Origin of the sequence: Methyloversatilis sp. NSM2, from assembly GCF_038066675.1 — a bacterium.
Lineage (GTDB): Bacteria > Pseudomonadota > Gammaproteobacteria > Burkholderiales > Rhodocyclaceae > Methyloversatilis > Methyloversatilis discipulorum_A.
On sequence record NZ_JBBUKV010000001.1, the window covers coordinates 302,741 to 328,961 of the forward strand.

The following is a 26,221-nucleotide window of genomic DNA, read 5'->3' on the forward strand; positions in this document are numbered from 1 at the left end:
GGATGGCTGTATCGTCCGCTGCTCTGTCAGCTCGAATAGGTCGGCAGGCTGGCGAGTTGTTGTGTGAGGAAGGTACTGGTCGTGTTCATGCTGCTGATCAGCGAATCGAGCGCGGTGAACTGTCGGCGGTAGCGGGCCTCGATCTGTTCCATGCGGACGTTCAGCGCGTCGCGCTGGCGGTTCATCGCCTTCTTCGTCTCTTCCATGCCTTCGAGACGGTTGCCGATCAGGCCGTCCTCGTCGATCACGGACGAGATCATCGAGTCGATCTTGGAGGCCAGACCGGTCACGCCGGTACTGCCCATGAACAGCGACTTTGCGGCACCGCTCTCCAGCGCCGTCGTGAGCTTGTCGGAGTCGATCTTCAGCGAGCCGTCCTTCTGCACCGACACACCGATGCTGGCGAGCGAAACACCCGGCGCGATCTCTTCGGTGACGGCCGAAGCGAGACGCGAGCGCAGGCTGAGCACGGTGCTCTCGCCGTTCAGTGCCGCACCGGTCTGGGTGGTCGTGTTGTACGACGTCTGGTTCTTGATGGTCAGGATGGCGTCGTTGTAGCTCTTGACCAGCTTTTCGATGGCGCTCTTCGCGCCGGTGTAATCGGCACCGACCGTCAGCGTCGTCGGGTTGCCGACGTTGGTGCTCTTCAGTGTCAGCGTGACGCCTTCGATGGTGTCCGTCAGCGTGTTGCTGCTCGAGGTGACGTCAATGCCATTGATCTTGAGCACGGCATCCGAAGCGGTCACCTTCTCCGAAAGATTGGAGGTGCCGCCGGTCGAGGCGTCATAGATCAGCCGCGACAGGCCTGCGTTGTCTGTGTTGTTGCCGTCGCCATCGGCGGCGGTGATGCGCACGGTATTCGCGGTGCCGCCATCCTGCGAGGTCAGCACGAGGCGGGTGCCGGTGCCGTCGTTGAGCAGGGATGCCGTCACGCCGGCGTCGGCCGCGTTGATCGCGTCACGCACGTCGGCAAGTGTCGCAGCGCCGCTGGAAATGTTGATGTTGACCGCTGTCTTGTCGGGGTTCGCGGTGAATGCGCCGCCGCTGTAGCTGCCCAGTTCTATGGTCAGCGTGCCGCTGCCGACGTTCGCGGTGCTGCCGCCGGCGAAAGCTGCCGACGCCGTGACCTGCGCGCGGGCCAGGCTGCTCACCTCGATTGAATAGTTGCCGGGCGTCGCCGTCGTCGAGGCGGCAACCGTTGCCACCGCGCTGTCGGCAATCGTTGCCTTGCGGGAGGCAAAGATTTCCGCCTTGCCGAGTGCTTCCGCTGCCGTCTGCAGCGTGGACATCGCGCCCTTGATCATGCCGTAGCTGGAAATCTTCGTTTCGAGCTTGGCCTGCTTTTCCGAGAGCAGCGTGAGCGGACGCTTCTCGACCGTCATCAGCTGCGTGACGATGGAGTTGATGTCCAGGTTGGTACCGAATGCGAGCGACGATGCCATGGCAGTCTCCTCAGGCCTTGCGTTCGATCAGTCCACTCTGGCTCTTGCCGAGCGACCGCGCAATCGCAATCAGTTCTTCGGAAGGAATCTGCCGCAGTACTTCCTTGGTGGTCGAGTCGATCAGCCGCACGATGGTTTTCCCTGTGTCTTTGTCGATCGTGAAGAGCAGGTTCTGTGCCACCGGTTCGATCTTGCGACGAATCTCGTCCACCGTCTGTTCGATCTGTTCGTTGCTGAGCGCGGCCTCGCTGGGCGGCGCTTCCGCCTTCTTGCTCTCGGGCATAACGGGCTTTGCCCCGGTGGTCGCCTGGACGCCCGGGGCAGAGATCGTTGCGCTGTTCGGGATAGGCTGTACGGCCATGATGTTCTCCCTATGCTGGGTGGGGAGCGCGGTCGCCCGCGCCCCCTCATTGCTGCCTTACGCGATCAGCCGCGGAGCAGGCTCAGCACGTTCTGCGGCAGCGAGTTGGCTTGCGCCAGCATCGCGGTACCGGCCTGCTGCAGGATCTGCGCGCGGGTCAGGTTGGCGGTTTCGGCAGCGAAGTCCGCGTCGGTGATGCGGCTCTTCGAGGCGGAGATGTTTTCCGCTTGCGTCTGTAGGTTGGCCACGGTGTAGTCGAGGCGGTTCTGCTGGGCACCGAGGGCGGCACGCTGTTCCGACACGTAGGTCAGTGCGTCTTCGACCGAGGTCAGCAGCGCCTGCGAGTTGGCCGCAGTCGTCGCGCCCGAGAACGCGGTGATGTCGGTGTCCAGGGCAACCATGCGGGCATCCGAGTTGGCGCCGTTGATCTGCGTGTCACCGAAGGTCAGCGTCAGACGGTTGTCGGCGGCATCGTCGGCACCGACCTGGATTTCAGCGCCGGTGGCTGCGGTGGTGATGACAGTACCGGTGTTCAGGTCGGTAGCGATGTTCGCGCCGGTCTTGGCGGCAGCGGCTGCAGCCACAGTCACCTTCACGCCCAGCTCGTTGTAGTTCAATTCGAAGCTGCCACCTGCGGCGACCGTGACGGCGGTCAGGTCGATCGCCTGCGAGTTGGTGCCGTCGCTGAGGGTGAGCACGCCGGCTGCGTTCGAGAAAGTGAAGGTCGTACCAGCCTGGGCACCCGTGATGTCGACCTTGGTCACCGCGGCTGCGGTGCCGGTCGCGAGGTTGCGGCCAGCCTGCACGGTCGAGGTCGTGTCCAGTGCCTTGCCGAAGGAACCGTTCAGCAGTTGCTGGCCGTTGAACTTGGTACGGGTCGAGATGTTGTTGATCTCGTCGCGCAGCTGGGTCATTTCGTCGGCGATGAAGGAGCGCTCTGCGTCAGCCAGCGTCGAGTTCGAACCCTGGGTGGCCAGTTCCTTCATGCGGATGAGCATGTCCTGGATCTGCGACATGCCGCCTTCAGCGGTCTGGATCATCGAGATACCGTCGCTGGCGTTACGGGCAGCCTGGTTCAGCGACTTGACCTGGGCGTTCATGCGCTGCGAGATCGCCAGACCAGCGGCATCGTCACGGGCGCTGTTGATGCGCAGACCGGACGACAGGCGCTGCAGCGAAGTGGCGAGCGAGCTCTGCGAAGAATTGAGGTTGCGCTGAGCGGTGAGCGAGGCAACGTTGGTGTTGATGATTTGCGGCATTTTCTTTCTCCTGTCACGAAGTGGTGTAGTTACGGCGCCCTGGGTTGCATGACCCGATGTTGATGTCGCCGATGATTCAAGTAACGGAGAGGGGAGAGAAAACTTTAGCCCGCTATCTCAATGAAAGCCTTTGTGCTCCTGGCTTTCAGGCGCAGGCATCGCGAAATGGCTTGCCGCTGCGGTGTAGGTTCGAGGGGCAAAAACTTTAGGGTTGCCCCGAAGAGTGCCTTGTGCTTTGGGGATGGCGTGAAATTCGCCCGGAAAGCCGCCTCAGCGCTTGATTTCAACTGTTACCAATTGTGATTGCCGCTGCGCAGGTGACACAGCGGCGCTCACGCAGCGATGGCGGTGCCCGGTGCGACGACGACGCGGTTCTTGCCGGTCGCCTTGGCCTGATACATCGCGACGTCGGCACGTTCGATGGCCGAACTCTGGGCTTCGTCCTGCTGCACGACGGTGACACCTGCGCTGAAGGTGATCAGCAGCTTGTCATTGTTTGCGAGGAAGTAGCGCTTGGTCAGTTCGCGCTGCAGTCGCTGCAGCACGACGACGGAGTCATCGACCGAAGTTTCCGGCAGCAGTATGACGAACTCCTCGCCGCCATAGCGCGACAGCGTGTCGTGCGGACGCAGGCAGTCGCGCACGGTGGCCACCAGATGCAGCAGCGCGTCGTCACCGGTGTTGTGGCCGTAGGTGTCGTTCAGGCGCTTGAAATTGTCGATGTCGAGCACGGCCAGGCAGAGCTGGGTGCCGCGGCGCGATGCGCGCGACACCTCTTTCGCATAGGACTCTTCCAGACCCTTGCGGTTGAGTGCGCCGGTCAGCGGGTCGTGGCGCATCTTCTCGCTGGTCTGTTCGAGTTCGATCTGCAGACGTTCGATTTCGGCTTCGGCCGCACGCACGCGATCGCGCATGGTGTCGACCTCGTTGCGAGAGCGTTCCGTGGTGGCGCGCATTTCGTGCGTTGCCGTGATCACGTCGGCGATCACGCCCTGCAGCGCGCCGATGTCGTCGGCTTCCGCGATGGTGCGCGCATAGCCTTCCATCTTGTCGCCGAAGCCCGACGTGGCGTCGGTGAAGCTGCTCAGCTGCTCGACGAAGCCGGCCAGCATCAGCTTGATCTGGTGCTTGGCGTCGTCGATATTGCCGCGCAGCGAGCCCTGGCGTTCGATCACCTCGCGCAGGCGGCGCTCGACTTCGTCGAGCTCGCGCGCACTGATCGGGTGATCGCACAGGCCGCGCAACGCATCGATCTGGCCGCGCATCCAGCGGTCGTCGATGACCAGATCGCTGATATTGCGCAGCAGCAGGTCGAGCAGCGAAAGCAGACCGGTGCGGATTTCCGCCTGATCATCCACCACCCAGTTCAGGCGGTAGATCAGGTTGCGCAGCTTTGATGCGAGGTCATCCACGCCACGCATGTCGCGCACTTCACGCAGCACCTGACCCAGTTCGATCGCTTCGTCGCGCAGTTCAGGTGCGGTAATGAGCAGGCTGGATACGACGCCTTCGAGCGTGCGCGCGAACAGATCGCGCAGTGCCGCGTCGCTGTTGTCGGTCGGTGCGGCGCTGTCGGTGACCAGCTGCACCGCAGGGACGGCCTTGCCGTCCTCCGCCGATTCCCACTTGTCGGCCAGTGCGCTCATGCGCGAGTACAGCGCATCCAGTTCGCCGTTCGAGGAATCCAGCACCTGCTGCAATGCCTGGTGTTTCTGCGCGAAGGTCAGCGCCGCGTGGTTGCGTTCGAGCTGCTTGAACACGTCCTTCAGCAGGGCCGTCCATTTGCGCTGAGGCGCTGCCTGGGCGCGCAGCAGGCCGACCAGCGACCCGCTGATCGCCGACCAGCTGCGACTGGTGACTGCGCTTTCGAGGCGCTGCACGAACTCGATCTGCGCCTGGTTGAGCCGCGGCAGCGTGCTGCAGACCAGTTTCAGCGCACGCTCGGGGAAGAGGTCTTCCGGCTTGGTGCCTGCGATCTCGTGGTACAGCGCGCGATAGTTCTCCGGCGTCGGCTGCAGCTGACGCATGGCGAGCCGCCGCAGGGCTTCACGAGCGATTTCGAGCGGCTGCATGGCGTCTGACATGTGCGGACTATTTACGGTTTGTAACGAATGCAAACTACGGCAATCGCCCTGCGGCCTTTAGGGGAAAGCCGTGCGAAATTTGTCACCGGGCGCTGCAACGCTGGCGCAGCCCATATTCAGTCGACCAGACCATGCTTCAGCCCGTAGTGGGTCAGTTCGGCGTTGTTCTTCATGCGCATCTTCTCCAGCAACCGGGCGCGATAGACGCTGACCGTCTTGACGCTCAGATTCAGTTCTTCGCCGATCTGCGTCAGCGTCTTGCCCGACGCGATCATCACCAGCGTCTGGTACTCGCGGTCAGACAGCTTTTCGTGCGGCGGGCGCTCGCTGTCGTCGGTGATGGCGTTGGCCAGCTCCATCGCCAGTGTCGGCGACACGTACTTCTTGCCGCTGGCGACCTGACGGATGGCGGTCACCAGCTGCTCCGGCGCACTCTGCTTGGTCAGGTAGCCGGAGGCGCCGGCCTTCAGCGCGCGGATGGCGTACTGGTCTTCCGGATGCATCGACAGCACCAGCACCGGCAGCTTGGGAAACTCCTTGCGCACGAGTTTCAGGGTGTCGATGCCGTTGCGGTCGGGCATGGACACGTCCATCAGCACCATGTCGAAGCTGCCGTCGCGCAGCTTGTGCATGGCCTCGACGCCGTTCTCGGCCTCGCCGGTGACCACCAGGTCGGGGCTGTCGGACAGGATCTGGCGCAGACCCGAACGCACGATGGCGTGGTCGTCGGCGATCAGGATGCGGATGCTGCTCATCGTGCGAACTCCAGTACGGTGCGGCGGCAGGCCGGTACACGCAGCAGCAGCCGGGTGCCGCCGCCGTCGCGGCCGCTCGCCTCGAAGCGGCCGTTCAGGTGGGCGACCCGCTCGCGTATGCCGCGCAGGCCGAATGATTTGGGCTTGTTCAGATCGGCGGGCGCAAGACCGCGACCATCGTCGGCGATTTCCAGCACGATGTCGTCGTCTTCCTGCGTCAACCTGACTTCGACCTTGTGCGCCTGAGCGTGCTTGGACACATTGGTCAGCGCCTCCTGGAATACGCGGAACAGCGCGATCGCCGTCTCCTCGTCCGGCGCGATGTCGTGATCGATGCACAACAGTTCGCACTGCAGGCCGGTGCGTGCGGAAAAATCCTCGGCATGGCTCTCGATCGCCGGGGCCAGTCCGAACTCCTTCAGGATGCCCGGACGCAGTTCGCGCGCGATGCGGCCGACCGTGGTGATCGCGTCATCCACCAGCTTGCCCATGCTCTGCGAACGCGCGCGGATGGCTTCCGGGTCGGCGGCAGTCTTGTTCGCCAGCAGCGACACCTCGAATTTCAGCGCCACCAGCAGGCCGCCCAGTTCGTCGTGGATGTCGCGCGCGATCCGTTCGCGTTCCTCCTCTTTCGCGATCTGCAGGTGCGACGACAGCTCGGCCAGCTGGCCGCGCGACTGACGCAATTCGCGCTCGGTCAGCTTGCTCTGCGTGATGTTGGAAACGATGCCTTCCCAGATCGGTACGCCGGAGGCGAGCAGCCGCGGCGACGAGCGCAGGTTCACCCATTTCACGTCGCCGTCCGGCAGCCGGATGCGGCCTTCCCAGTTCACCGTGGACTGCGACTGCGCCGACTGCTTCATTGCGCGGTTCAGTTCCGGCATGTCCTCCGGCAGCACCATTTCGAGGAAGCGGCCGGGTTGGGCGATCAGTTCCGACGGCTTCAGCGCGAGCAGGGCGAGACAACCGTCACTGACGAACAGGAAGCGCCAGCCGCCGTCGTCGTGGCGCAGCAGCTGGAACACCATGCCGGGGATGTTGGCCGCCAGCGCACGGAAGCGTGCTTCGCTGTCGCGCACGGCGTCGAGCGCGCTGTGCCGCTCGGCGCGGTTGCGCGCTTCGCGCATTTCGCGCTCGACCGCCGGCACCAGGCGGTCGAGATTGGTCTTGCTCAGGTAATCGTGGGCGCCGGCGCGCATCGCCGACACGGCGATGTCTTCCTCGATCACGCCGGACACGATGATGAAGGGCAGATCCAGCCCCAGTTCCTGCAGGATGCCCAGCGCCGCCATGGCCGAGAACTGCGGCATGTTGTGGTCGGACAGCACGACATCCCAGGAAGCCGAGCGCAACGCGGCGCGCAGCCCCTTCTCGTCCTCGACACGGATCGAGCGCACGGTGTAGCCGGCCTGACGGAAGCGATGCAGCAGCAGCACCGCGTCGTCTTCGGAGTCCTCGATCAGCAGGACATCGAGCGTGCGCTGGGCGGTCAGAACAGGCGTGACGGGATCGGGCATCGGATCAGGGCCTTCGTCCGCGGCGAACGGCTCGCCACGCTGACGCGCGAAGGCATTGTTGTAGTGTCCTGCAGTTTAATCCATGCACATTGCGCAGCGACAGCGCCGCGACAGGCGACGGCAGCGATATAATCCGCGACTCGCCGCTTTAGCTCAGTTGGTAGAGCAACCGCCTTGTAAGCGGTAGGTCGTCAGTTCGATTCCGACAAGCGGCACCAATAAAGAAAAGGCCGATTCCTTCGAATCGGCCTTTTTCACATGCGTCGCCGCTGCGTTCAGCTGGGCGCTCAGTTCTTCTGTTCCGGTCCGCGCGCGATCAGCATGTCGGCGACCGTGCGGATCGACGGCCAGTCCTTCATTGCCTCGACGGCCGGTCCGAAGCCGGCGGCGGCCGACTGCTGCAGCGCCTGTTCGGCCATGGCCAGCATGTTGGCCGAGTAGTTCTTCATCGCTTCGCTCTGCAGCGCGACGAAGTTCTGGTACAGCGCGTCCGGGCTGCTCGGGTCGGCGGCTGCTGGGGTGTCTGCGTCGGCCGCAGGCGTGACGCCCTGCAGCACGGCGAACACGAAGCGGCCGAGTGCGCGCTGGGCCTCGGCCGACTCGGGATTGCCGAAGAAGTCCGGGTCCAGCGTGATCGCCGGCGCCGCATCGCCCTTGCGGCACTCGATGCGGCCGTCGGCAGCCAGGCGGATGCGCAGTTCGGAAGTGCTCATCTGAGGTCTCCTCAAGCGGTGTAGCGGGCGTCCGGCAACGGCGCGCCCGCATCGTCGGTGGTGAAGGCGCGCAGGCCGCTGCCGTCGGCCTCGAACCAGCAGGCGCGGTCGCGCCAGTCGGCCAGCACGTGGCGCACGCAGGCGCCGCCATCGACTTCGTGCAGATGACGGGCCGGCCGGTGTGTGTGGCCGTGGATCATCCGCGCGACGTCGTGGTGGCGGAACATCGATGCGATCGCGTCGGCGTTGGCGTCCATCAGGTATTCGCCCTTGCCGGCCGTGGCTTCCTTGCTGCGCCGGCGCATGTCCTCGGCGATCGCGTGGCGCTCGGCCAGCGGCTTGGCGAGGAAGGCGGTCTGCCATTGCGGGTTGCGCACCATGGCGCGGAACTGCATGTAGGGCAGGTCGTCGGTGCACAGCGTGTCGCCGTGCAGCAGCAGCGTCGGTTCGTCGCCGATGTCGGCAATCAGCCAGTCGCCGTGGATGCGCGCACCGGTGGCCGCGGTGAAGCCCGCGCCGAGCAGGAAGTCGCGATTGCCAGGCAGCACGTGCAGTTCGATGCCGCGCTCGTGCAGCGCCCGCAGAGCACGGATCACCGGACGCACAGCGGGGTCGTCGACGTCCTCGTCGCCGGCCCAGGCCTCGAACAGATCGCCGAGCAGGAACACGCGCTGCGCGTCGCGCGCGCGGCCTTCGAGCAAGGCCACGAAGGCCGCGTTCAGTGCAGGCGTGGCGGCGGACAGATGAAGATCGGAACAGAGCAGGTCCATGCCACGCACGCGGTGTTACGCCACTTCGGCGCGTTCGATCACCACGTCTTCCTTCGGCACGTCCTGGTGGAAGCCGGAGCGGCCGGTGGCCACGCCCTTGATCTTGTTTACCACGTCCATGCCTTCGGTAACGCGGCCGAACACGCAGTAGCCCCAGCCGTCCTGCGACTGTTCCTTGTCGAGAAACAGGTTGTCGCCGACGTTGATGAAGAACTGGGCAGTCGCGGAATGCGGGTCGGAAGTGCGCGCCATGGCGATGGTGCCGACCGTGTTCGAAAGGCCGTTGCCGGCTTCGTTCTTGATCGGGGCCTGGGTGTCCTTCTGCTTCATGCCGGGCTCGAAGCCGCCGCCCTGGATCATGAAATTGCCGATCACGCGGTGGAAGATGGTGTTGTTGTAGTGGCCGGCCTCGACGTAGGCGAGGAAGTTGGCCACCGTCTGCGGGGCCTTTTCGGCGTCCAGTTCGAGCGTGATGACGCCGTGATTGGTGTGCAGTTTGACCATGTTGTGTTCTCCGGTTGGGGCCGCTGGCGCGGCGGTCAGGGTTTGGCTTCGAGGACGCGGACGGACTGGATGACCACCGGCGTCAGCGGCACGTCCTGGTGCATGCCGGCGTTGCCGGTGCGCACCGTGGCGATGTTGTTCACGACTTCCATGCCCTTGATCACCTTGGCGAATGCGGTATAGCCATAGCCGTCGCGTGACGGGTAGTCGAGCATGCGGTTATCGACCAGATTGATGAAGAACTGCGCCGTCGCCGAGTGCGGGTCGTTGGTGCGTGCCATCGCCAGCGTGCCCGGCGCATTGCGCACGCCCTTGTCGAGCGCCCGTTGCGCCTCGTTCTTCACCGGCGCCCGGGTGGCCTTCTGGTTCATCTGCGGATCGAAACCGCCGCCCTGAATCATGAAGCCGTTGATCACGCGATGGAAGATCAGACCGTCGTAGAAACCAGCTTTGACATATTCGACGAAATTGTCGACCGTGGCCGGGGCGGCTTCCGGGAACAGCTCGATCACGATGGTGCCCTGGCTGGTCTTCATTTCGACCTGCGGGTTGGCGGCGAGGGCGAACAGCGGCAGCAGGCCGGCCAGCAGGCCGAACAGGAACTTCTTCATGCGGGTGACTCCGTGTGGGTGGGAAGCGTGAAAGACAGGTGGAGCGGCGGCCGGTTCAGGCCGAGCCCTCGAAGACGATGCGCCAGCGGCCGTTTTCCTTCTGCCAGTACTGCTGCTTGCGCATCACGTTGCTCAGATTGTCGCTGCGGTAGTCCTGTTCGAAGGTGACGACCACCAGGTGGTCCCGGCCGGGATTGCGGAAGGTGCTCAGATTGCGCACGCCGACCTTGATCCATTTCTTCGCCGCATTCACCTCGCGCTTGTTCTTCGCGAAGGCGTCGAAGTTCTTGCCGTCGGCGCTGAACTGCGGCGAGTAGTGCGACAGCAGGCGGTCGGTGTCGCGGCTTTCCCAGTCGACGCGCCACTGTTCCAGCGCGCGGTTGAACTCGGCCCGCTCCGCCTGCCAGTCGTCCAGCGTCAGCCATTCGACCTGATCGCTGATGACCACCGGTACCGGCGCGCCCTGTACATACTTGTTCAGCGCCTGGAAATCGGGATTGGCCAGCACGACACAGCCGTCCGAGGCACGCGGCGGACGCGAGAAGGTGTCCGACGGCACACCATGCAGCCAGATGCCGTGGCCGTTGCGGCCCTGCTTGCGGTCCCAGGCGTTCGGATAGTTGATCGGCAATGCGCCCGCGCCATAGAAATCGGTCAGCTTCTCCGGCGGCAGGAAGCCGGTCACCTGATAGACGCCCAGCGGCGTCTTCTTGTCGCCCTCGCGCATTTTCTCGATGCCGAGGCGACCGTGCGATACATACCAGTCGGCCACGAAGCGCGGCTTGCCGTCGACGTTCTCGTACAGGTAGAGGCGCGAACGGCGCGCATCGACCACCAGCGCGTGGCGCTGGTCTGCCGGCAATTGCATCAGGTAGCGCGGTACGCGATCGACCGGCGGCTTGTCGCGGTAGGCGCGGATGCGCGCGATCGCCTCGTCGCGCAGGTCGGCCAGGCGCTCGGCCGGCGCATTCGGCGCATTGCCTATCGTCGTCAGCGCGCTGGCGCGCGCCATCAGCAGATCGCCGCGTATCAGGTGGGCGAGACGGAAGTTCGGCCAGATGTGGAGCAGGGCATCGACCTGTTCCAGCGCGAGGTCGAGCCGCTTGCTCTCGATCTGTCGGAACACCTGTTCGAGCATCGGTTCGGGACCGCTGTCGGAATAGCGGACAGCATTTCCCGACTGGCCGGAGCCGATGGCCAGCGGCACGCACAGCGAGGACAGGAAAAGGGCGTTGCGCAGTACGCGTGTGAGCGCGCGGCTGCGGGCGACCGGGGCCGTGCTCATCCGCCGACCCGCTCCTGCTGGATCAGCCAGCGGCCGTCGCGGCGCACCAGCGTCAGCGTCTTGGTCGTGCTTGTCTTCAGGCCGACCGCCTTGTAGTGCTGGCGGAACGTGGCGTCGGCACGGTCTGCGGCGACCGACTTCACCTTCACGTTCTCGACGCGGACCTCGATTGCGCCCGGCTTGGCGATGCGCGACCGGCGCTCGGTTTCCCAGGCACCGCGGGGTTTGCCGTCCGGTACCTTGAAGTCGGCCGCGTAATAGCCAAGGTAGCTCTTCACATCCTTGCGCGACCAAGCGGCCGCCCAGTCCTGCACGGTGCGGGTGAGTTCCGCGACCGGCGGCACAGTGGCCGCCCGAACGTCCGCCTTTGGCGCGGGTGCCGGCACTGCGGCGGCGGGTGCCGGTACGGGCGCGGGTGCGGCAGCGGTCGGTGCCGGCGGTTTCGGTGCTTCGGCGGGTTTGGCCGCCTCGGGCTGCTTCGCCGGAGCTGCCGGAGCTGCCGGCGTGCTCGGCGCGGGCGGAGCAGCCGGTGCCGGCGTGGCGGTCGGTGTCGACGGCGCGGCGGCGATCGGCGCAATGGCGCGTGGCTTCTGGTTGCCACGACTGCCGTTGCCGACCATTTCGCGGATCAGGTTCAGCTTGCTCTGTGCCGCCTTGTTCGACGAATCGAGCTGCAGCGCGCGGTCGTAGGCCTGCGTCGCCATGCGGGCGTAGATGTCGCCGAGGTTCTCGTGCGCCACCGCGTAGCTCGGATGGGTGCGGATCGCCATTTCGAGCGCGGTCTTGGCCTTGTCGTACTGCTTCTGCTGCGCGTACAGCACAGCCAGGTTGTTGTAGGGCTCGGGCAGCTCCGGGTAGTCCTCGGTCAGCTTCTGGAATACCAGGGTCGCCTCCGGGATCTTGCCCAGTTCGGTCAGGATGAGGCCCTTGAAGAAACGGCCCTGCGGATCGCGCGGTCGCTGCGCAAGGTAGATGTCGATCTTTTCAAGCGCCTGTTGCGGCTGCTTCAGGCGCAATAGCTGTTCCGCTTCCTGGATGCTGTCGGCGAAGACCGGTGAGACCGATGCGCACAGCATCATCAGGCCGGCGATCAGGCTGGAAACGAGGCGGGAGGCGGAGCGGTGCGTAAAGGCCATGTGTTAGACTTTTTGGCGTGAATGCGTCGTTTGACAACCCCGGATCTTATCAAGAAGGCGTGCCGGCGTCCTGTCGTTGCGTCTGATTCGAGTACTTGCCCGCAGAGCGGGTCTTCCTCTTCGCAGCCCTCCCGATTTACGGCCAGCCATGCTCAAGATTTACAACACCCTCACCCGCGAGAAGCAGGATTTCGTTCCGATCGAACCCGGCCGGGTGCGCATGTACGTGTGCGGCATGACTGTGTACGACTACTGCCACCTCGGCCACGCCCGCGTGATGGTCGTGTTCGACATGGTGACGCGCTGGCTGCGCGCAGCGGATTATCAGGTCACCTACGTCCGCAACATCACCGACATCGACGACAAGATCATCAAGCGGGCGGCCGAGAACGGTGAAACGATGCGCGCGCTGACCGACCGCTTCATCGCCGCGATGCACGAGGACGCGGATGCGCTGGGCGTGCTGCGACCGGATCACGAGCCGCGCGCCACCGAATTCGTGCCGCAGATGCAGTCGCTGATCCAGCGCCTGGAGCAGAAGGGCCTGGCCTATCGCGCGGCCAGCGGCGACGTGAACTACAGCGTCCGCAAGTTCGACGGCTACGGCAAGCTGTCGGGCAAGTCGCTCGACGACCTGCGTGCCGGCGAGCGCGTCGATGTGATCGACGACAAGCAGGACCCGCTCGATTTCGTGCTTTGGAAGCACGCCAAGCCGGCCGAGCCGGCCGAGGCGAAGTGGGCGTCACCGTGGGGCGACGGCCGCCCGGGCTGGCACATCGAGTGCTCGGCCATGAGTTCGCAGCTGCTCGGCGACCAGTTCGACATCCACGGCGGTGGCGCCGACCTGCAGTTCCCGCACCACGAGAACGAGATCGCCCAGAGCGAGGGCGCGCACGGCCACACCTTCGTCAACTACTGGATGCACAACGGTTTCGTCCGCGTCGACGACGAGAAGATGTCGAAGTCGCTGGGCAACTTCTTCACCATCCGCGAGGTGCTGCAGAAGTACGACGCCGAGGTGGTGCGCTTCTTCATTCTGCGCGCCCATTACCGCAGCCCGCTCAATTACTCCGACGCCCATCTCGACGACGCGCGCGGCGCACTGACCCGACTTTATACGACACTGAAGAACGTGCCGCCCGTCAGCCGTGCGCCTGACTGGTCGACGCCGGCAGGCAGCCGCTTCCGCACAGCGATGGACGACGATTTCAACACGCCCGAAGCGATGGCGGTGCTGTTCGACCTGTCGGCCGAAGCCAACCGCAGCGGCGACGCAGGGGTGGCGGGCGAACTGCGCGCGCTGGCCGGGGTGCTCGGTCTGCTGGAACGTTCTCCCGAAGACTTCCTCAAAGGCCGTGCACAGGCTGGCGGTCTGGATGACGCGCAGATCGAGGCATTGATCGCGCAACGGGTGGCGGCCAAGAAGGCACGCGACTTCGCGACCGCCGACCGCGTGCGCGACGAACTGAAGCAGCAGGGCGTCATCCTCGAAGATTCGGCCGCTGGAACGACCTGGCGCCGTGCGTAACATGGAGTTTTGCAGTCGGGCATGCGTGCGATCACGATCAAATCGGCGTGGAACGGCCACAGTGACTGCGAAGGCTGCAGCATCCGCCAGTCGGTGCTGTTCGCCGACCTGGTGGAGGCCGATTTCGCGCTTCTGCATGAGCAGATAGACGACCTGGATTACCCCTCCAGCGCCGTCATCTATCACGCCGGCGCCCATGGCGACTGGCTGTTCACGTTGCGCGCCGGCGCGATCAAGCTGGTGCGCTACAGCAACGACGGCAACCAGCGCATCCTGCGCGTGCTGCGGCCGGGCGACGTGTGCGGCCTCGAAGCGCTGGTACGGCCCGGCTACGATCACACGGCGATCACGCTGGCGCCGACCAAGATCTGCCGCATCCCGCGCACGCTGGTTGAACGCCTCAATCGGGAAACGCCGCGACTGCAGAAGCCGCTGTTCGAGCACTGGTACGCCGCACTGGCCGAAGCGGACGCCTGGCTGGCCGAACTGGCCGCCGGACACGCCGACGTGAAGACGCGGGTGGCGCGCCTGCTGCTGCGACTGCGCACCGAAGAGGCGCCTGGCAGGGCGATCCGCCTCAGTCTGGAAGACATCGGCGCCATCCTCGGCGTCGCCCCGGAATCGGCCAGTCGTGCGCTCGGATTGTTGCGACGCAGCAACCTGCTCACTGACGCGGACAGCCGCTACCACTGGCGCATCGACGCTTCAGGTCTCGCCGCACTTCTTGCGGCGCACGATCAAGAAAACTGATCCAACGTTGCCGAATGCAATGCCTTTCTTAGGCAGGACCTGCTGCGCCTGAACAAATCGCATCATTCGTGACTCTTATAGCAGACATAAGACCCCGTTATGGTTAAAGTGCGACCTCCGTAAGGATGACCGCAGGCGCAGTCGGCGGTCAGCAGGGTCCGACGCATACACCTACCCGGTGGATGCCGAGTCTGTTTCAACCGTCGAACCGGGACGGCAATGGTTACCACCCTTGTCCGATTCCGGTGGATTTTGGAGAGCGTCGCAATGAAAGTCGTCCTGTCGCCGGAGCAGCTGAACTCCGGAGAGATCCCCGTTCCGGCCTGGGTCAAAAACCGCAAGCTGGTGAAATGGGTTGCCGAGATCGCTGCGCTGACCAAGCCCGCCGCGATCCACTGGTGTGATGGTTCGCAGGAGGAGTACGACCGCCTGTGCGCCGACATGGTCGCCGTCGGCACCATGCGCCGCCTGAACCCCGAGAAGCGCCCGAATTCCTATCTCGCCTGGTCCGACCCGTCCGACGTGGCGCGCGTCGAAGACCGCACCTTCATCTGTTCCGAACGCCAGGAAGACGCCGGCCCGACCAACAACTGGATGGCCCCGGCCGAAATGCGGCAGACGCTGAACGGCCTGTTCGACGGCTGCATGCGCGGCCGCACGATGTACGTCGTGCCGTTCTCGATGGGTCCGCTCGGTTCGCACATTTCGCAGATCGGCATCGAGCTGTCCGATTCGCCCTATGTCGCCGTCAACATGCGCATCATGACCCGCATGGGCAAGGCCGTTTACGACGTGCTGGGCGAGGACGGCGAGTACGTGCCCTGCGTGCACACCGTCGGCAAGCCGCTGGCCGCCGGCGAGCAGGACGTGCCGTGGCCGTGCAACGCGACCAAGTACATCGTGCATTACCCGGAAACCCGCGAAATCTGGAGTTTCGGTTCCGGCTACGGCGGCAACGCACTGCTCGGCAAGAAGTGCTTCGCGCTGCGCATCGCCTCGACCATGGGCCGCGACGAAGGCTGGCTGGCCGAACACATGCTCATCCTCGGCGTGCAGAACCCGCAGGGCGAGAAGCACTACGTCGCGGCCGCCTTCCCGTCGGCCTGCGGCAAGACCAATTTCGCGATGCTCATCCCGCCCAAGGGTTTCGAGGGCTGGAAGGTGACCACCATCGGCGACGACATCGCCTGGATCAAGCCGGGCAAGGACGGCCGCCTGTACGCGATCAACCCGGAAGCCGGCTACTTCGGCGTCGCCCCCGGCACCAACGACAGCACCAATGCCAACTGCATGGCTTCGCTGCGTTCCGACACCATCTTCACCAATGTCGCGTTGACCGACGACGGCGACGTCTGGTGGGAAGGCATGACGAAAACGCCGCCGGCGCATCTGACCGACTGGCAGGGCAAGGACTGGACGCCTGAAATCGCCAAGCAGACCGGCGCCAAGGCCGCTCACCCGAACGCCCGCTTCACCGTGGCCGCCACCCAGAACCCGGTCATCGACCCGGCCTGGGACGATCCGGCCGGCGTGCCGATCTCGGCCTTCATCTTCGGCGGTCGTCGTTCGACCACGGTGCCGCTGGTGACCGAGGCGCGCAACTGGATCGAAGGCGTCTACATGGCTGCAACCATGGGTTCGGAAACCACCGCTGCGGCCGCTGGCCAGCAGGGCGTGGTGCGCCGCGACCCGTTCGCCATGCTGCCCTTCTGCGGCTACAACATGAGCGACTACTTTGCGCACTGGCTCAAGCTCGGCCAGAACCTGTCCGCGCAGGGCGGCGCGCTGCCGCGCATCTTCTGCGTGAACTGGTTCCGCACCGACGACAACGGCAAGTTCGTGTGGCCGGGCTTCGGCGAGAACATGCGCGTGCTGAAGTGGATGCTGGACCGCGTGGCCGGTGGCGCCGACGGTGCCGAACACCTGTTCGGTACCAGCCCGCGCTACGACGACCTGAGCTGGGCCGGCACCGAGTTCAGCCGCGAACTGTTCGAGCGCATCACCTCGATCGACGTGGCCGCCTGGCAGCAGGAGATCGCGCTGCACGACGAACTGTTCGATCGCCTGCAGCACCGCCTGCCTGAGGCGCTGGCCGCAGTGAAAGCGCAGATCGCGAAAAAGCTGGCTGCCTGATCAGGTGCTTACCGACCGCGGGGGTGCCGCGGTCGGCAGTTGCCGGCTTCGCCAATGAAAAAGCCCGCTTGTGCGGGCTTTTTCATTGGGCGTGCTGCCTGCGTCAGCCGGCGAAGAAATCCTTCATCTTGTCCATCCACGACTTGGCTCGCGGGCTGTGGCTCGCCTCGTCGCTGCGGTTGATGTCGTCGAATTCCTTCAGCAGTTCGCGCTGACGTGCCGTCAGGTTCACCGGCGTCTCGACCACGACGTGGCACATCAGGTCGCCCGGATAGCTGCTGCGCACGCCCTTGATGCCTTTTCCGCGCAGGCGGAACACCTTGCCCGACTGGGTTTCGGCCGGGATCTTGATCTTGGCTGCGCCATCCAGCGTCGGGATTTCGATCTCGCCGCCCAGCGCGGCCGTGGCGAAGCCGATCGGCATTTCGCAGTGCAGGTCGTCGCCTTCGCGCTGGAACACGGTGTGCGGCTTGATGTGGATCTGCACGTACAGGTCGCCGGCCGGACCGCCGCCCTGGCCGCGCTCGCCTTCGCCGGCCAGGCGGATGCGGTCGCCCTCGTCGATGCCGGCCGGAATCTTCACCTGCAGCGTCTTGCTGCCCTTGACGCGCCCGGCGCCGTGGCAGTCATTGCACGGATCCTTCACCATCTTGCCGGTGCCGTGGCACTTCGGGCAGGTCTGCTGGATAGAGAAGAAGCCCTGCTGCATGCGCACCTGTCCGACACCGTTGCAGGTAGTGCAGGTGACCGGCTTGGTGCCCGGCTTGGCGCCGGTGCCGCCGCAGGTGCCGCAGTCGTCCATGGTCGGGATGCGGATGCGCGTGTCGGTGCCGCGCGCCGCCTCTTCGAGCGACACTTCGAGGTTGTAGCGCAGGTCGGCGCCGCGATAGACGCCGCTGCGGCCGCCGCCGCGTCCGCCCTGGTTGCCGAAGATTTCGCCGAAGATGTCGCCGAAGGCGTCGCCGAAACCGCCGAAGCCCTGGCCACCGCCTGCACCGCCACCCATGTTCGGGTCGACGCCGGCGTGTCCATACTGGTCGTAGGCCGCACGTTTCTGTCCGTCGGACAGGATTTCGTAGGCTTCCTTCGCTTCCTTGAACTTGTCCTCGGCTTCCTTGCTGTCCGGATTGCGGTCCGGGTGGTACTTCATCGCCAGCTTGCGGTAAGCCTTCTTGATCTCGTCATCGGAGGCGTCGCGGTTGACGCCCAGGATGTCGTAAAAATCTTTCTTCGCCATTCGTTTTCACCACAGATGCGCCAAAGGCACAGCGCGTCAGGAAGGGCTCCTGCCGCGCTGTGCCTCGGTCGTTGAACTGCTCGCTGTCAGCGTCGGGAGCGCAGCTTACTTCTTGTCCTTCACCTCGGTGAATTCCGCATCGACCACGTCGCCGTCGTCGTCCTTGCGGCTGCCGGGTGCAGCGCCGCCGGCAGCTTCACCGGCCGCGGCCTGCTGTTCGGCGTACATCGCTTCACCCAGCTTCTGCGCGGCGGTCGCCAGCGCGGCGCTCTTGGCGTCGATCGCTTCCTTGTCGCCGGAGCGGATGGCTTCTTCCACTTCCTTCAGCGCGGCTTCGATCTTTTCCTTCTCGCCGGCGTCGACCTTGTCGCCGTGCTCGGCCAGGGCCTTGCGCGTCGAATGGACCAGCGCGTCGGCCTGGTTGCGGGCGTCGGCCATCTCGTGCGCGCGCTTGTCTTCTTCGGCGTGCAGTTCGGCGTCCTTCACCATGCGCTGGATCTCTTCTTCCGACAGACCCGAGTTCGCCTTGATGGTGATCTTGTTTTCCTTGCCCGTGCCCTTGTCCTTGGCCGACACGTGTAGGATGCCGTTGGCGTCGATGTCGAAGGTGACCTCGATCTGCGGCATGCCGCGCGGCGCCGGGGCGATGCCTTCCAGGTTGAATTCGCCGAGCGACTTGTTGCCCGATGCCATCTCGCGCTCGCCCTGGTAGACCTTGATGGTCACGGCCGGCTGGTTGTCGTCGGCGGTCGAGAAGGTCTGGCTGAACTTGGTCGGCACCGTCGTGTTCTTCTGGATCATCTTGGTCATGACGCCGCCCAGCGTCTCGATGCCCAGCGACAGCGGGGTCACGTCGAGCAGCAGCACGTCCTTGACGTCGCCCTGCAGCACGCCGCCCTGGATGGACGCGCCGACAGCGACCGCCTCATCCGGGTTCACGTCCTTGCGCGGCTCCTTGCCGAAGAATTCGCGCACCTTTTCCTGCACCTTGGGCATGCGGGTCATGCCGCCTACCAGGATGACGTCGTCGATGTCGCCGATCTTGACGCCCGAATCCTTCAGCGCGATGCGGCAGGGCTCGATCGAGCGCTCGATCAGCTCTTCCACCAGCGACTCGAATTTGGCGCGGGTGATCTTGATCGCCAGGTGCTTCGGGCCGGACGCGTCGGCAGTGATGTAGGGCAGGTTGATTTCGGTCTGCGCGCTGGACGACAGTTCGATCTTGGCCTTTTCGGCGGCTTCCTTCAGGCGTTGCAGCGCGAGGATGTCCTTCTTCAGGTCGACGCCCTGGTCCTTCTTGAACTCGTCGATCACGTAATCGATGATGCGCTGGTCGAAGTCCTCGCCGCCGAGGAAGGTGTCGCCGTTGGTGGCCAGCACTTCGAACTGGTGTTCGCCATCGACGTCAGCGATTTCGATGATGGACACGTCGAAGGTGCCGCCGCCGAGGTCATACACGGCGATCTTGGAGTCGCCCGGCTTCTTGTCCATGCCGAAGGCGAGCGCGGCAGCGGTCGGCTCGTTGATGATGCGCTTCACGTCCAGACCGGCGATGCGGCCGGCGTCCTTGGTGGCCTGACGCTGGCTGTCGTTGAAGTAGGCTGGCACCGTGATGACGGCTTCGGTCACTTCCTCGCCCAGGTAGTCCTCGGCGGTTTTCTTCATCTTGCGCAGCACTTCGGCCGACACCTGCGGCGGCGCGATCTTCTTGCCGCGCACCTCGACCCAGGCGTCGCCGTTGTCGGCCTTGGAGATCTTGTAGGGCATCAGCGCGATGTCCTTCTGCACTTCCTTCTCTTCGAAGCGGCGGCCGATCAGGCGCTTGACGGCGAACAGCGTGTTGGCGGCGTTGGTGACGGCCTGGCGCTTGGCCGAGGCGCCAACGAGGATTTCGCCGTCGTCGGTGTAGGCGACGATGGACGGCGTCGTGCGCGCGCCTTCGGAGTTCTCGATCACCTTGGGCTTGCCGCCTTCCATCACGGAAACGCAGCTATTGGTGGTGCCCAGGTCGATACCGATGATTTTTCCCATGTTCGGGGTCCTCTATATATATGCGGTTGGAGGAGAGAGCTTGTCTGAGGTCGAAGTGGGGCGTTTGCCCCTGCATTTCAAGGGGCTTTTCAGCCCGCAGCCTTCGAAACGATGACCAGGGCGGGGCGCAGCACGCGGTCGTGCAGCAGATAACCCTTCTGCAGCACCTGCACCACGTGATTCGGCTCGCCCGGCGCCTCGATCTGGCTGATCGCCTGGTGCTTGTGCGGGTCGAACTTCTCGCCCAGCGGGTTCACTTCCTCGACGCTGGCGCCCGAAAAAGCCTGCACCAGCTGCTTCAGCGTCAGTTCAACGCCTTCGCGGATCTTGGCGACGTCGTTCGAGGTGTCGGCCAGCGCCGCTTCCAGGCTGTCCTTGACCGGCACCATGGCGGAAGCGAACTTCTCGCCGGCGAACTTGCCCGCCTTGATCACGTCCTCGGCGGCGCGACGGCGCATGTTTTCGGTTTCGGCCTTGGCGCGCAGCAGCGCGTCCTGCAGTTCGGCCACCTTCTGCTCGGCGGCGGCCAGCGCCTCGGGCGTCACGGCAGCGGCCGGCGTAGCGGCTTCGGTGTTGGGGGCGGCCTGCTGTTCTTCGGGCACCGGTTGCGGGGTCTGCTCGGTCATGCGGGAAATCCTCTGAATCTGAGACCCGCCGGAAATGGGGGCGTCCGGACACATTTCAAGCCCGGAAAGTCGACTTTCCATCAGCCTTTTGACCCATTCTTTGTCCGGCGCTTGGCGATGGCCTATCATTCGCGGTTCATGACGCGTCCATCGCTCCACACGACATGCTCGAACGCATTGGCAAATACAGGGTAATCCGCGAGATCGGCAAGGGCGCCACCGCGACTGTCTACCTGTGCAAGTGCGACGACATCGAGGAAATGGTCGCCGTCAAGCTGGTCGATTTCGGCGACAAGAACCGCGATCAGGGCAAGTGGTCGCGGCGCATGCGCAAACTTTTCCTGACCGAGGCGGCGATCGCCGCCAAGCTCGACCATCCGAACATCATCCGCATCTACGATGCGCAGGTCGAAGAGAACCGGGCCTACCTGGTCATGGAGTTCATCGACGGCCAGCCGCTCGACCACTACTGCGAATTCAACACGATGCTGCCGCTGCCGCGCGCGGTGAGCATCGTGTTCAAGTGCGCAATGGCACTCGATTACGCTTTCCGCCACGGCGTCGTGCACCGCGACATCAAGCCGGCCAACATCCTGATCGGCGCCAACGACCTGGTGAAGGTGACCGATTTCGGTCTGGCGCTGAACGTCGCGAAGGAAAACGACAAGGATTCGACCTTCATCATGGGCGTCGGCTCGCCGGCCTACATGAGCCCGGAACAGGTGAAGGGCTATCCGCTGAACCAGAAGACCGACCTTTATTCACTGGGGGTCGTGCTGTTCCACCTGCTGACCGGGCGGCTGCCCTTCCGCGCCAAGCATCCGGCCCAGCTCATCTACAAGATCATCAACGCCGACCCGCCGTCGGCGTCGCAACTGAACCCGGAAGTGCCGGAAGCGATGGATCGGGTGATCCGCAAGGCGCTGGAGAAGGACCTCTACTCGCGCTACAAGAACGGCGCCGAGTTCGCGAAGGACCTGTCGACGGTGCGGTTCAAGATCCTCGACGACAAGTACGTTCCGCCGGACACCACGCGCTTCTCCATCCTGCGCAAGATGACCTTCTTCACCGAGTTCGACGACGTCGAGGTGTGGGAGGTGCTGCGCTTCTCGAACTGGCGGCAATACACCGAGGGTACGGTGCTGATGCGCGAGGGCGACAGCGATAACCGCTTCGGGCTGATCGTGTCCGGCCATGTCCGGGTGGTGGTCGGTGGCCGGCTGCTGGCCGAACTGGGCCCGGGCGAGGTGGTTGGCGAAATGGGCTATCTCGACCCCAACCACCTCCGCCGCTCGGCGACCGTGATCGCGTCCTCGCCAGTGGCCTTTCTCGAAGTCAGTCCGTCGGCGCTGGCGCTCGCGTCGGAAGAGTGTCTGGAACACTTCCGCGCCCAGCTCATCAGCACCGTGGTGCAACGGCTGGCCCGCGCCAATTCCGCCCTTGCCGCCCAGGGCGAGCAGGTGGTGCTGGCAACCGAATCGGGTTTTTCCGTCATCGGCGGCGGCATCGATCTCGAACTGCTGCCCGATACGCCGGCCCGACGCTGAGCGTGCCCGCAACCCCTGCGGCGTGAAGAACGCCCGCCGGCCCGGCTAAAGTTTCGACACGGCAGGCCGAAACTCTCCTCACAAGCACATGGCGACGCCTGTGCTATCGGAAGGAGACCGACCTTGAGCCGCAATTCAGTTTATGGCATCAGCCGCGTGGACAACGAAGCCAGCCGCACGCATGGCTGGCTCGTGACCATACAGCGACGCGGAGTGATACACCGGAAGCACTTCAGCGATGGTGTCTTCGGTGGCAAGCAGAAGGCCTTTGCCGCCGCGAAGCAGTTTCGCGACGACATCATTTCGAAATTCCCGCCCTTCTCGCTGCGCGAGTATTCGAGCATCGTCAAGAAGAACAACCGTTCCGGCGTGGTCGGCGTGTGCCGCTATTGCGCCTCCGAAACCCGTGACATGCCGGAGGACAAGCAGCGCTGGTTCTGGGTGGCGTCGTGGCCGCTGCCGTCCGGGCGTCGCAAGCGGGTCAAGTTCTCGGTGAACAAGTACGGCGAGGAAGGTGCGTTCAAGATGGCGCTGAAGGCGCGCAAGGATGCGCTGAAGAAGCTCGACGGCCAGTTCGATCCGGGTGCTTCGCGTCGTGGTCGTCCGCGCAAGGCGAAGAACGACGAGAACATCGTGCCGACGCGCGCTGCGGCCTGAACAGGACTGCATTGCGCAACAGAAAGGCGACCGCGAGGTCGCCTTTTTTATTGCTTCGCGCCCATCGCCGTCGCGTTGCGCGCCTGCAGCGCCAGATCGGCCGGCGGCTGGCCGGCTTCGTCCCACCAGTGGCCCAGTTCGCGGCGCACGATGCCGCCCAGCGCGGCGATCCAGTCCGGCCGCTCGTTCAGGCAGGGGATGTAGCTGAACTGCTTGCCGCCGCGACCGATGAAGGCGTCGCGGTTCTCGACCGCGATTTCCTCCAGCGTTTCAAGACAGTCAGCGACGAAGCCCGGACACATCACCTCGACACTGCGCAGGCCGCCTTCGGCCAGCTTCTCCAGCGTCGGCTGCGTGTACGGTTCGAGCCAGCGGGCGCGGCCGAAGCGCGACTGGAAGGTGACCAGATAGTCCTCCTTTGCCAGACCGAGCGCCTCGGCAATCAGCCGGCCGGTCTTGTGGCATTCGCAGTGGTAGGGATCGCCCTTTTCCAGGTGGAAGTGCGGCACGCCATGGAAGGACATGACCAGCTTGTCGGCGCGGCCGTTCTTCTGCCAGTGCTCGCGCACGCTGGCGGCCAGCGCGTCGATATAGCCGCGGTCACCGGCGAAGGCGCGGACGTAGCGCATCTCCGGCAGGTTGCGCCAGCGCAGCAGCGCGCGCGCCATCTCGTCCACCACCGAACCTGTGGTGCTTGAGGCGCCCTGCGGGTACATCGGCACCATCAGGATGCGCGTGAAGCCGTCGGCCTTCATCTGCTGCAGTACGTCGGCAATCGACGGGCTGCCGTAGCGCATCGCGTGTCGCACCTCGATCTCGCGCTGCCCTGCCGCCACCATCCAGCCGCGCAGCAGCTTGGCCTGCCTTTCGGTGTGCACGCGCAGCGGCGAGCCCTCGTCGGTCCACACGGTGGCGTACTTCTCGGCCGACTGCTTCGGCCGGACGTTCAGGATGATGCCGTTCAGGATCAGCCACCACAGCGGCTTCGGCACCTCGACCACGCGGTCGTCGGACAGGAATTCCTTCAGGTAGCGGCGCAGCGAAGGCGCATCGGCCTGGTCCGGCGTGCCCAGATTGACCAGCAGCACGCCGGTGCGCGGCATCTGGCCGTGTGAATAAGACGGTTCTTCGACGAAGCGGGACATATCCGGTTTTCTTGTTGTGATCCGTCCCGGTGGAGACGGGTTTTCAGGTCTGGCTCAGCGCGCTCGACAGCAGTTTGGCGGTGACGTCGACGATCGGAATCACGCGCTCGTAGGCCATGCGCGTCGGTCCGATCACGCCGACCGTGCCGACCACCTGGCCCTGCACCTCGTACGGCGCGGTCACCACGCTGCATTCGTCGAGCGGGGCCAGACCGGACTCGCCGCCGATGAAGATCTGCACGCCATCGGCCCGTTGCGACAGGTCGAGCAGACTGGCCAGCTGCGTGCGCTGATCGAACAGCGAGAACAGCTCGCGCAGCCGCGACATGTTGGACGCGAGATCGTCGACCTCGAGCAGGTTGCGCTCACCGGTGATGACGTACTGTCCCTTGTCGTCGGAGAAGGCCTCGTTGCCGGCCTGCAGCGCGGCCGACATCAGCGTGGTCAGATCGCCGTGCAACTGCTTCAGTTCCGCCTGCAGCCGGCCGCGGATCTCGTCGAAATCGAAGCCGACGTAGTGCTGGTTCAGGTAGTTGGCCGCACTGACCAGCTCCGACGGCGAAAAGTTGCGTTCGGTCAGCAGGATGCGGTTCTGCACCTCGCCGGTGTCGGTCACGATGATGAGCAGGATGCGTTTGTCCGACAGGCTCAGGAATTCGATCTGGCGGATGCGCGGCAACTGGCGGCGCGGCGCGACGACGATGCCGGCGAAGCGGGTGAGCTGCGACAGCAGCTGCGACGCCTGATTGACCAGCAGCCGCGGATCGGCCGGGCGCAGTTCCCCTTTCAGTTCGCTGATCTGGCCTGGCTCCAGCGGTTGCACCGACAGCAGCGTGTCGACGAAGAAGCGGTAGCCGCGCGGCGTCGGGATGCGGCCGGCCGAGGTGTGCGGGCTGGCGATGTAGCCCATGTCCTCAAGGTCGGACATGACATTGCGGATGGTCGCCGGCGACAGGTCGAGGCCGGAGTACTTCGACAGCGTGCGCGAACCCACCGGCTGGCCGTCGGCGATGTAGCGCTCGACCAGGGTCTTGAGCAGCAGTCTCGATCGATCTTCAAGCATGGCGCGGGTGGCGGGATACGGATCCTGATGCGGTTGCGGAGACTGATTCTAGAGCAGCGCCGGCGTGTTGGCGCCGTCAGCGCACCGATATTGACACAGCCGCCGTCACACCGCCGTGCCGTCGATGACGGCTCGGGGCTTTGTGGTTTAATTCGCCGATGAAAAACGAATCCCCGGCCTTTGGCTGCGTCGCGCTGATCGGCAAGTACCAGAGCGCCGAAGTGGCCGAGTCGCTGCGCGCACTGGCGCACTGGCTGAGCGAGTCCGGGCGCGAGGTGCTGATCGAGCAGGCATCGGCCGAAGTGCTGCCGGACGATCGCTTCGAGGCGGCCGATTTCGATACCTTGGGCCGCCGCGCAAAGCTCGCAGTGGTCGTGGGCGGCGATGGCTCGCTGATCAGTGCCGCACGCAAGCTGGCGCCGCACGACGTGCCGCTGGTCGGCATCAATCAGGGCCGTCTCGGCTTCCTGACCGACGTCGCCCGCTCCAACATGCTGGCCGCGATGGAATCGCTGATGCACGGCCAGTTCCGTCCGGAGCGGCGCGCGCTGATGCAGGCATCGGTGCTGCGCGACGGGGCCGAGGTGTTCTCCGCTTTCGCCTTCAACGACGTGGTCATTTCGAAAGGCGACCTCGGCCGCATGATCGAGTTCGAAATGCGGGTCGACGACGAATTCGTCTACAGCCAGCGCTCCGACGGGCTCATCGTATCGACGCCGACCGGCTCGACCGCCTACTCGCTGTCGGCCAACGGACCCATCCTGCATCCGTCGCTCGGCGGCATGCTCATCGTGCCGCTGTGCCCGCACGCGCTGTCGTCGCGCCCCATCGTGCTGGGCGACTCGGCCGTGCTGAAGGTACGCCTGTTCTCGCGGCACGACGCGCGGGCGCACTTCGACGGCCAGGAACACTGCAATCTGCAGGGCGACGACGTGCTGCGCATCGAGCGTTCGCCGTATAGCGTTACCTTGCTGCACCCGCCCGGCTACAGCTACTTCTCGATGCTGCGCGAAAAGCTGCGCTGGAGCGAGGCGCCCAAGGAAGTCTGAACCTCACGTCTGAGTCCC

At 64.8% G+C, this 26,221-nt stretch carries 23 protein-coding genes and 1 tRNA gene; 7 read left to right on the forward strand and 17 right to left on the reverse strand.

Annotated features, from left to right (window positions below; translation table 11 throughout):
* Positions 1 to 26: 26 nt before the first annotated feature.
* The 6 genes from fliD to WJU27_RS01460 all read right to left on the reverse strand — a co-directional run bounded on the left by fliD (position 27) and on the right by WJU27_RS01460 (position 7,418).
* Positions 27 to 1,442 carry a flagellar filament capping protein FliD gene (gene fliD / locus WJU27_RS01435; protein WP_341420920.1) on the reverse strand — a complete coding sequence of 472 codons (1,416 nt, stop codon included), beginning with the start codon at positions 1,440 to 1,442 and terminating at the stop codon, positions 27 to 29.
* Between the two features lie 10 nt (positions 1,443 to 1,452).
* Positions 1,453 to 1,803, reverse strand: coding sequence for a flagellar protein FlaG (locus WJU27_RS01440; RefSeq protein ID WP_341420921.1), 351 nt, complete (start codon positions 1,801 to 1,803; stop codon positions 1,453 to 1,455).
* Positions 1,804 to 1,868: 65 nt separating this feature from the next.
* Positions 1,869 to 3,062, reverse strand: coding sequence for a flagellin N-terminal helical domain-containing protein (locus WJU27_RS01445; protein ID WP_020165318.1), 1,194 nt, complete (start codon positions 3,060 to 3,062; stop codon positions 1,869 to 1,871).
* A 332-nt stretch (positions 3,063 to 3,394) separates the two neighbouring features.
* Positions 3,395 to 5,134: a GGDEF domain-containing protein gene (locus WJU27_RS01450; protein ID WP_020165317.1), complete on the reverse strand. Its 1,740-nt coding sequence runs from the start codon at positions 5,132 to 5,134 to the stop codon at positions 3,395 to 3,397.
* Positions 5,135 to 5,262: 128 nt separating this feature from the next.
* Positions 5,263 to 5,901, reverse strand: coding sequence for a response regulator (locus tag WJU27_RS01455; RefSeq protein ID WP_019917469.1), 639 nt, complete (start codon positions 5,899 to 5,901; stop codon positions 5,263 to 5,265).
* The gene (locus WJU27_RS01460; RefSeq protein ID WP_341420922.1) at positions 5,898 to 7,418 is read right to left on the reverse strand and encodes a hybrid sensor histidine kinase/response regulator; all 1,521 of its coding nucleotides are present in this window, start codon (positions 7,416 to 7,418) and stop codon (positions 5,898 to 5,900) included. The genes WJU27_RS01455 and WJU27_RS01460 overlap by 4 nt, the downstream gene beginning before the upstream one ends.
* Before the next feature lie 142 nt (positions 7,419 to 7,560).
* On the opposite strand from WJU27_RS01460, the gene WJU27_RS01465 reads away from it, so the two are divergent.
* Positions 7,561 to 7,636, forward strand: a tRNA-Thr gene (locus WJU27_RS01465).
* A gap of 69 nt (positions 7,637 to 7,705) precedes the next feature.
* On the opposite strand, the gene WJU27_RS01470 is transcribed toward WJU27_RS01465, so the two are convergent.
* Genes WJU27_RS01470 through WJU27_RS01495 form a run of 6 tightly spaced genes read right to left on the reverse strand, consistent with a single transcriptional unit; the run spans position 7,706 to position 12,437 of the window.
* Positions 7,706 to 8,131 (reverse strand): hypothetical protein, encoded by a 426-nt coding sequence (locus WJU27_RS01470; RefSeq protein WP_341420923.1) that lies wholly within the window; start codon positions 8,129 to 8,131, stop codon positions 7,706 to 7,708.
* Between the two features lie 11 nt (positions 8,132 to 8,142).
* Entirely contained in the window at positions 8,143 to 8,901 is a 759-nt protein-coding gene (locus WJU27_RS01475; protein ID WP_341420924.1) for a UDP-2,3-diacylglucosamine diphosphatase, read from the reverse strand.
* Positions 8,902 to 8,916: 15 nt separating this feature from the next.
* Positions 8,917 to 9,405: a peptidylprolyl isomerase gene (locus WJU27_RS01480; RefSeq protein ID WP_020165313.1), complete on the reverse strand. Its 489-nt coding sequence runs from the start codon at positions 9,403 to 9,405 to the stop codon at positions 8,917 to 8,919.
* Between the two features lie 35 nt (positions 9,406 to 9,440).
* Entirely contained in the window at positions 9,441 to 10,016 is a 576-nt protein-coding gene (locus WJU27_RS01485; RefSeq protein ID WP_019917475.1) for a peptidylprolyl isomerase, read from the reverse strand.
* 55 nt (positions 10,017 to 10,071) lie between these two features.
* Positions 10,072 to 11,301, reverse strand: a complete 1,230-nt coding sequence (locus WJU27_RS01490; RefSeq protein WP_296812583.1) for a L,D-transpeptidase family protein — start codon at positions 11,299 to 11,301, stop codon at positions 10,072 to 10,074.
* Entirely contained in the window at positions 11,298 to 12,437 is a 1,140-nt protein-coding gene (locus tag WJU27_RS01495) for a nuclear transport factor 2 family protein (RefSeq protein WP_341420925.1), read from the reverse strand. Before WJU27_RS01495 ends, WJU27_RS01490 begins: the two co-directional genes overlap by 4 nt.
* A gap of 148 nt (positions 12,438 to 12,585) precedes the next feature.
* Here WJU27_RS01495 and cysS point away from each other — a divergent pair, with 148 nt between their 5' ends.
* The 3 genes from cysS (at position 12,586) to WJU27_RS01510 (ending at position 16,848) form a co-directional block, all read left to right on the forward strand.
* The gene (gene cysS, locus WJU27_RS01500; protein WP_341420926.1) at positions 12,586 to 13,965 is read left to right on the forward strand and encodes a cysteine--tRNA ligase; all 1,380 of its coding nucleotides are present in this window, start codon (positions 12,586 to 12,588) and stop codon (positions 13,963 to 13,965) included.
* 21 nt (positions 13,966 to 13,986) lie between these two features.
* Entirely contained in the window at positions 13,987 to 14,715 is a 729-nt protein-coding gene (locus WJU27_RS01505) for a Crp/Fnr family transcriptional regulator (RefSeq protein WP_341420927.1), read from the forward strand.
* 267 nt (positions 14,716 to 14,982) lie between these two features.
* The gene (locus WJU27_RS01510; protein ID WP_341420928.1) at positions 14,983 to 16,848 is read left to right on the forward strand and encodes a phosphoenolpyruvate carboxykinase (GTP); all 1,866 of its coding nucleotides are present in this window, start codon (positions 14,983 to 14,985) and stop codon (positions 16,846 to 16,848) included.
* A 103-nt stretch (positions 16,849 to 16,951) separates the two neighbouring features.
* Here the strand turns inward: WJU27_RS01510 and dnaJ are convergent, their stop codons facing one another.
* The 3 genes from dnaJ to grpE form a co-directional block, all read right to left on the reverse strand.
* On the reverse strand, positions 16,952 to 18,085 hold the full coding sequence (gene dnaJ / locus WJU27_RS01515) for a molecular chaperone DnaJ (protein WP_019917486.1): 1,134 nt from the start codon (positions 18,083 to 18,085) through the stop codon (positions 16,952 to 16,954).
* Positions 18,086 to 18,190: 105 nt separating this feature from the next.
* A complete protein-coding gene (dnaK, locus tag WJU27_RS01520; protein ID WP_020165306.1) occupies positions 18,191 to 20,116 on the reverse strand; it encodes a molecular chaperone DnaK in 1,926 nt (641 codons plus the stop codon).
* Between the two features lie 89 nt (positions 20,117 to 20,205).
* Positions 20,206 to 20,742 carry a nucleotide exchange factor GrpE gene (grpE, locus tag WJU27_RS01525; RefSeq protein ID WP_341420930.1) on the reverse strand — a complete coding sequence of 179 codons (537 nt, stop codon included), beginning with the start codon at positions 20,740 to 20,742 and terminating at the stop codon, positions 20,206 to 20,208.
* Positions 20,743 to 20,906: 164 nt separating this feature from the next.
* On the opposite strand from grpE, the gene WJU27_RS01530 reads away from it, so the two are divergent.
* Positions 20,907 to 22,289: a protein kinase domain-containing protein gene (locus WJU27_RS01530; RefSeq protein WP_019917489.1), complete on the forward strand. Its 1,383-nt coding sequence runs from the start codon at positions 20,907 to 20,909 to the stop codon at positions 22,287 to 22,289.
* A 123-nt stretch (positions 22,290 to 22,412) separates the two neighbouring features.
* Positions 22,413 to 22,946, forward strand: a complete 534-nt coding sequence (locus WJU27_RS01535; RefSeq protein ID WP_020165304.1) for an AP2 domain-containing protein — start codon at positions 22,413 to 22,415, stop codon at positions 22,944 to 22,946.
* A 47-nt stretch (positions 22,947 to 22,993) separates the two neighbouring features.
* Here the strand turns inward: WJU27_RS01535 and hemH are convergent, their stop codons facing one another.
* Complete coding sequence (gene hemH, locus WJU27_RS01540) at positions 22,994 to 24,091, reverse strand: ferrochelatase (protein WP_020165303.1); 1,098 nt, start codon at positions 24,089 to 24,091, stop codon at positions 22,994 to 22,996.
* Between the two features lie 43 nt (positions 24,092 to 24,134).
* Positions 24,135 to 25,154 (reverse strand): heat-inducible transcriptional repressor HrcA, encoded by a 1,020-nt coding sequence (gene hrcA / locus WJU27_RS01545; RefSeq protein WP_020165302.1) that lies wholly within the window; start codon positions 25,152 to 25,154, stop codon positions 24,135 to 24,137.
* Positions 25,155 to 25,312: 158 nt separating this feature from the next.
* Here hrcA and WJU27_RS01550 point away from each other — a divergent pair, with 158 nt between their 5' ends.
* Positions 25,313 to 26,203 (forward strand): NAD kinase, encoded by an 891-nt coding sequence (locus WJU27_RS01550; protein ID WP_341420931.1) that lies wholly within the window; start codon positions 25,313 to 25,315, stop codon positions 26,201 to 26,203.
* The last annotated feature ends 18 nt before the right edge of the window (positions 26,204 to 26,221 follow it).

Bases quoted from the DNA above. Each gene is read 5' to 3' on its own strand.
- fliD (WP_341420920.1), bottom strand. From the start codon at position 1,442: ATGGCATCGTCGCTCGCATTCGGTACCAACCTGGACATCAACTCCATC.
- WJU27_RS01440 (WP_341420921.1), bottom strand. From the start codon at position 1,803: ATGGCCGTACAGCCTATCCCGAACAGCGCAACGATCTCTGCCCCGGGC.
- WJU27_RS01445 (WP_020165318.1), bottom strand. From the start codon at position 3,062: ATGCCGCAAATCATCAACACCAACGTTGCCTCGCTCACCGCTCAGCGC.
- WJU27_RS01450 (WP_020165317.1), bottom strand. From the start codon at position 5,134: ATGCAGCCGCTCGAAATCGCTCGTGAAGCCCTGCGGCGGCTCGCCATG.
- WJU27_RS01455 (WP_019917469.1), bottom strand. From the start codon at position 5,901: ATGAGCAGCATCCGCATCCTGATCGCCGACGACCACGCCATCGTGCGT.
- WJU27_RS01460 (WP_341420922.1), bottom strand. From the start codon at position 7,418: ATGCCCGATCCCGTCACGCCTGTTCTGACCGCCCAGCGCACGCTCGAT.
- WJU27_RS01470 (WP_341420923.1), bottom strand. From the start codon at position 8,131: ATGAGCACTTCCGAACTGCGCATCCGCCTGGCTGCCGACGGCCGCATC.
- WJU27_RS01475 (WP_341420924.1), bottom strand. From the start codon at position 8,901: ATGGACCTGCTCTGTTCCGATCTTCATCTGTCCGCCGCCACGCCTGCA.
- WJU27_RS01480 (WP_020165313.1), bottom strand. From the start codon at position 9,405: ATGGTCAAACTGCACACCAATCACGGCGTCATCACGCTCGAACTGGAC.
- WJU27_RS01485 (WP_019917475.1), bottom strand. From the start codon at position 10,016: ATGAAGAAGTTCCTGTTCGGCCTGCTGGCCGGCCTGCTGCCGCTGTTC.
- WJU27_RS01490 (WP_296812583.1), bottom strand. From the start codon at position 11,301: ATGAGCACGGCCCCGGTCGCCCGCAGCCGCGCGCTCACACGCGTACTG.
- WJU27_RS01495 (WP_341420925.1), bottom strand. From the start codon at position 12,437: ATGGCCTTTACGCACCGCTCCGCCTCCCGCCTCGTTTCCAGCCTGATC.
- cysS (WP_341420926.1), top strand. From the start codon at position 12,586: ATGCTCAAGATTTACAACACCCTCACCCGCGAGAAGCAGGATTTCGTT.
- WJU27_RS01505 (WP_341420927.1), top strand. From the start codon at position 13,987: ATGCGTGCGATCACGATCAAATCGGCGTGGAACGGCCACAGTGACTGC.
- WJU27_RS01510 (WP_341420928.1), top strand. From the start codon at position 14,983: ATGAAAGTCGTCCTGTCGCCGGAGCAGCTGAACTCCGGAGAGATCCCC.
- dnaJ (WP_019917486.1), bottom strand. From the start codon at position 18,085: ATGGCGAAGAAAGATTTTTACGACATCCTGGGCGTCAACCGCGACGCC.
- dnaK (WP_020165306.1), bottom strand. From the start codon at position 20,116: ATGGGAAAAATCATCGGTATCGACCTGGGCACCACCAATAGCTGCGTT.
- grpE (WP_341420930.1), bottom strand. From the start codon at position 20,742: ATGACCGAGCAGACCCCGCAACCGGTGCCCGAAGAACAGCAGGCCGCC.
- WJU27_RS01530 (WP_019917489.1), top strand. From the start codon at position 20,907: ATGCTCGAACGCATTGGCAAATACAGGGTAATCCGCGAGATCGGCAAG.
- hemH (WP_020165303.1), bottom strand. From the start codon at position 24,091: ATGTCCCGCTTCGTCGAAGAACCGTCTTATTCACACGGCCAGATGCCG.
- hrcA (WP_020165302.1), bottom strand. From the start codon at position 25,154: ATGCTTGAAGATCGATCGAGACTGCTGCTCAAGACCCTGGTCGAGCGC.
- WJU27_RS01550 (WP_341420931.1), top strand. From the start codon at position 25,313: ATGAAAAACGAATCCCCGGCCTTTGGCTGCGTCGCGCTGATCGGCAAG.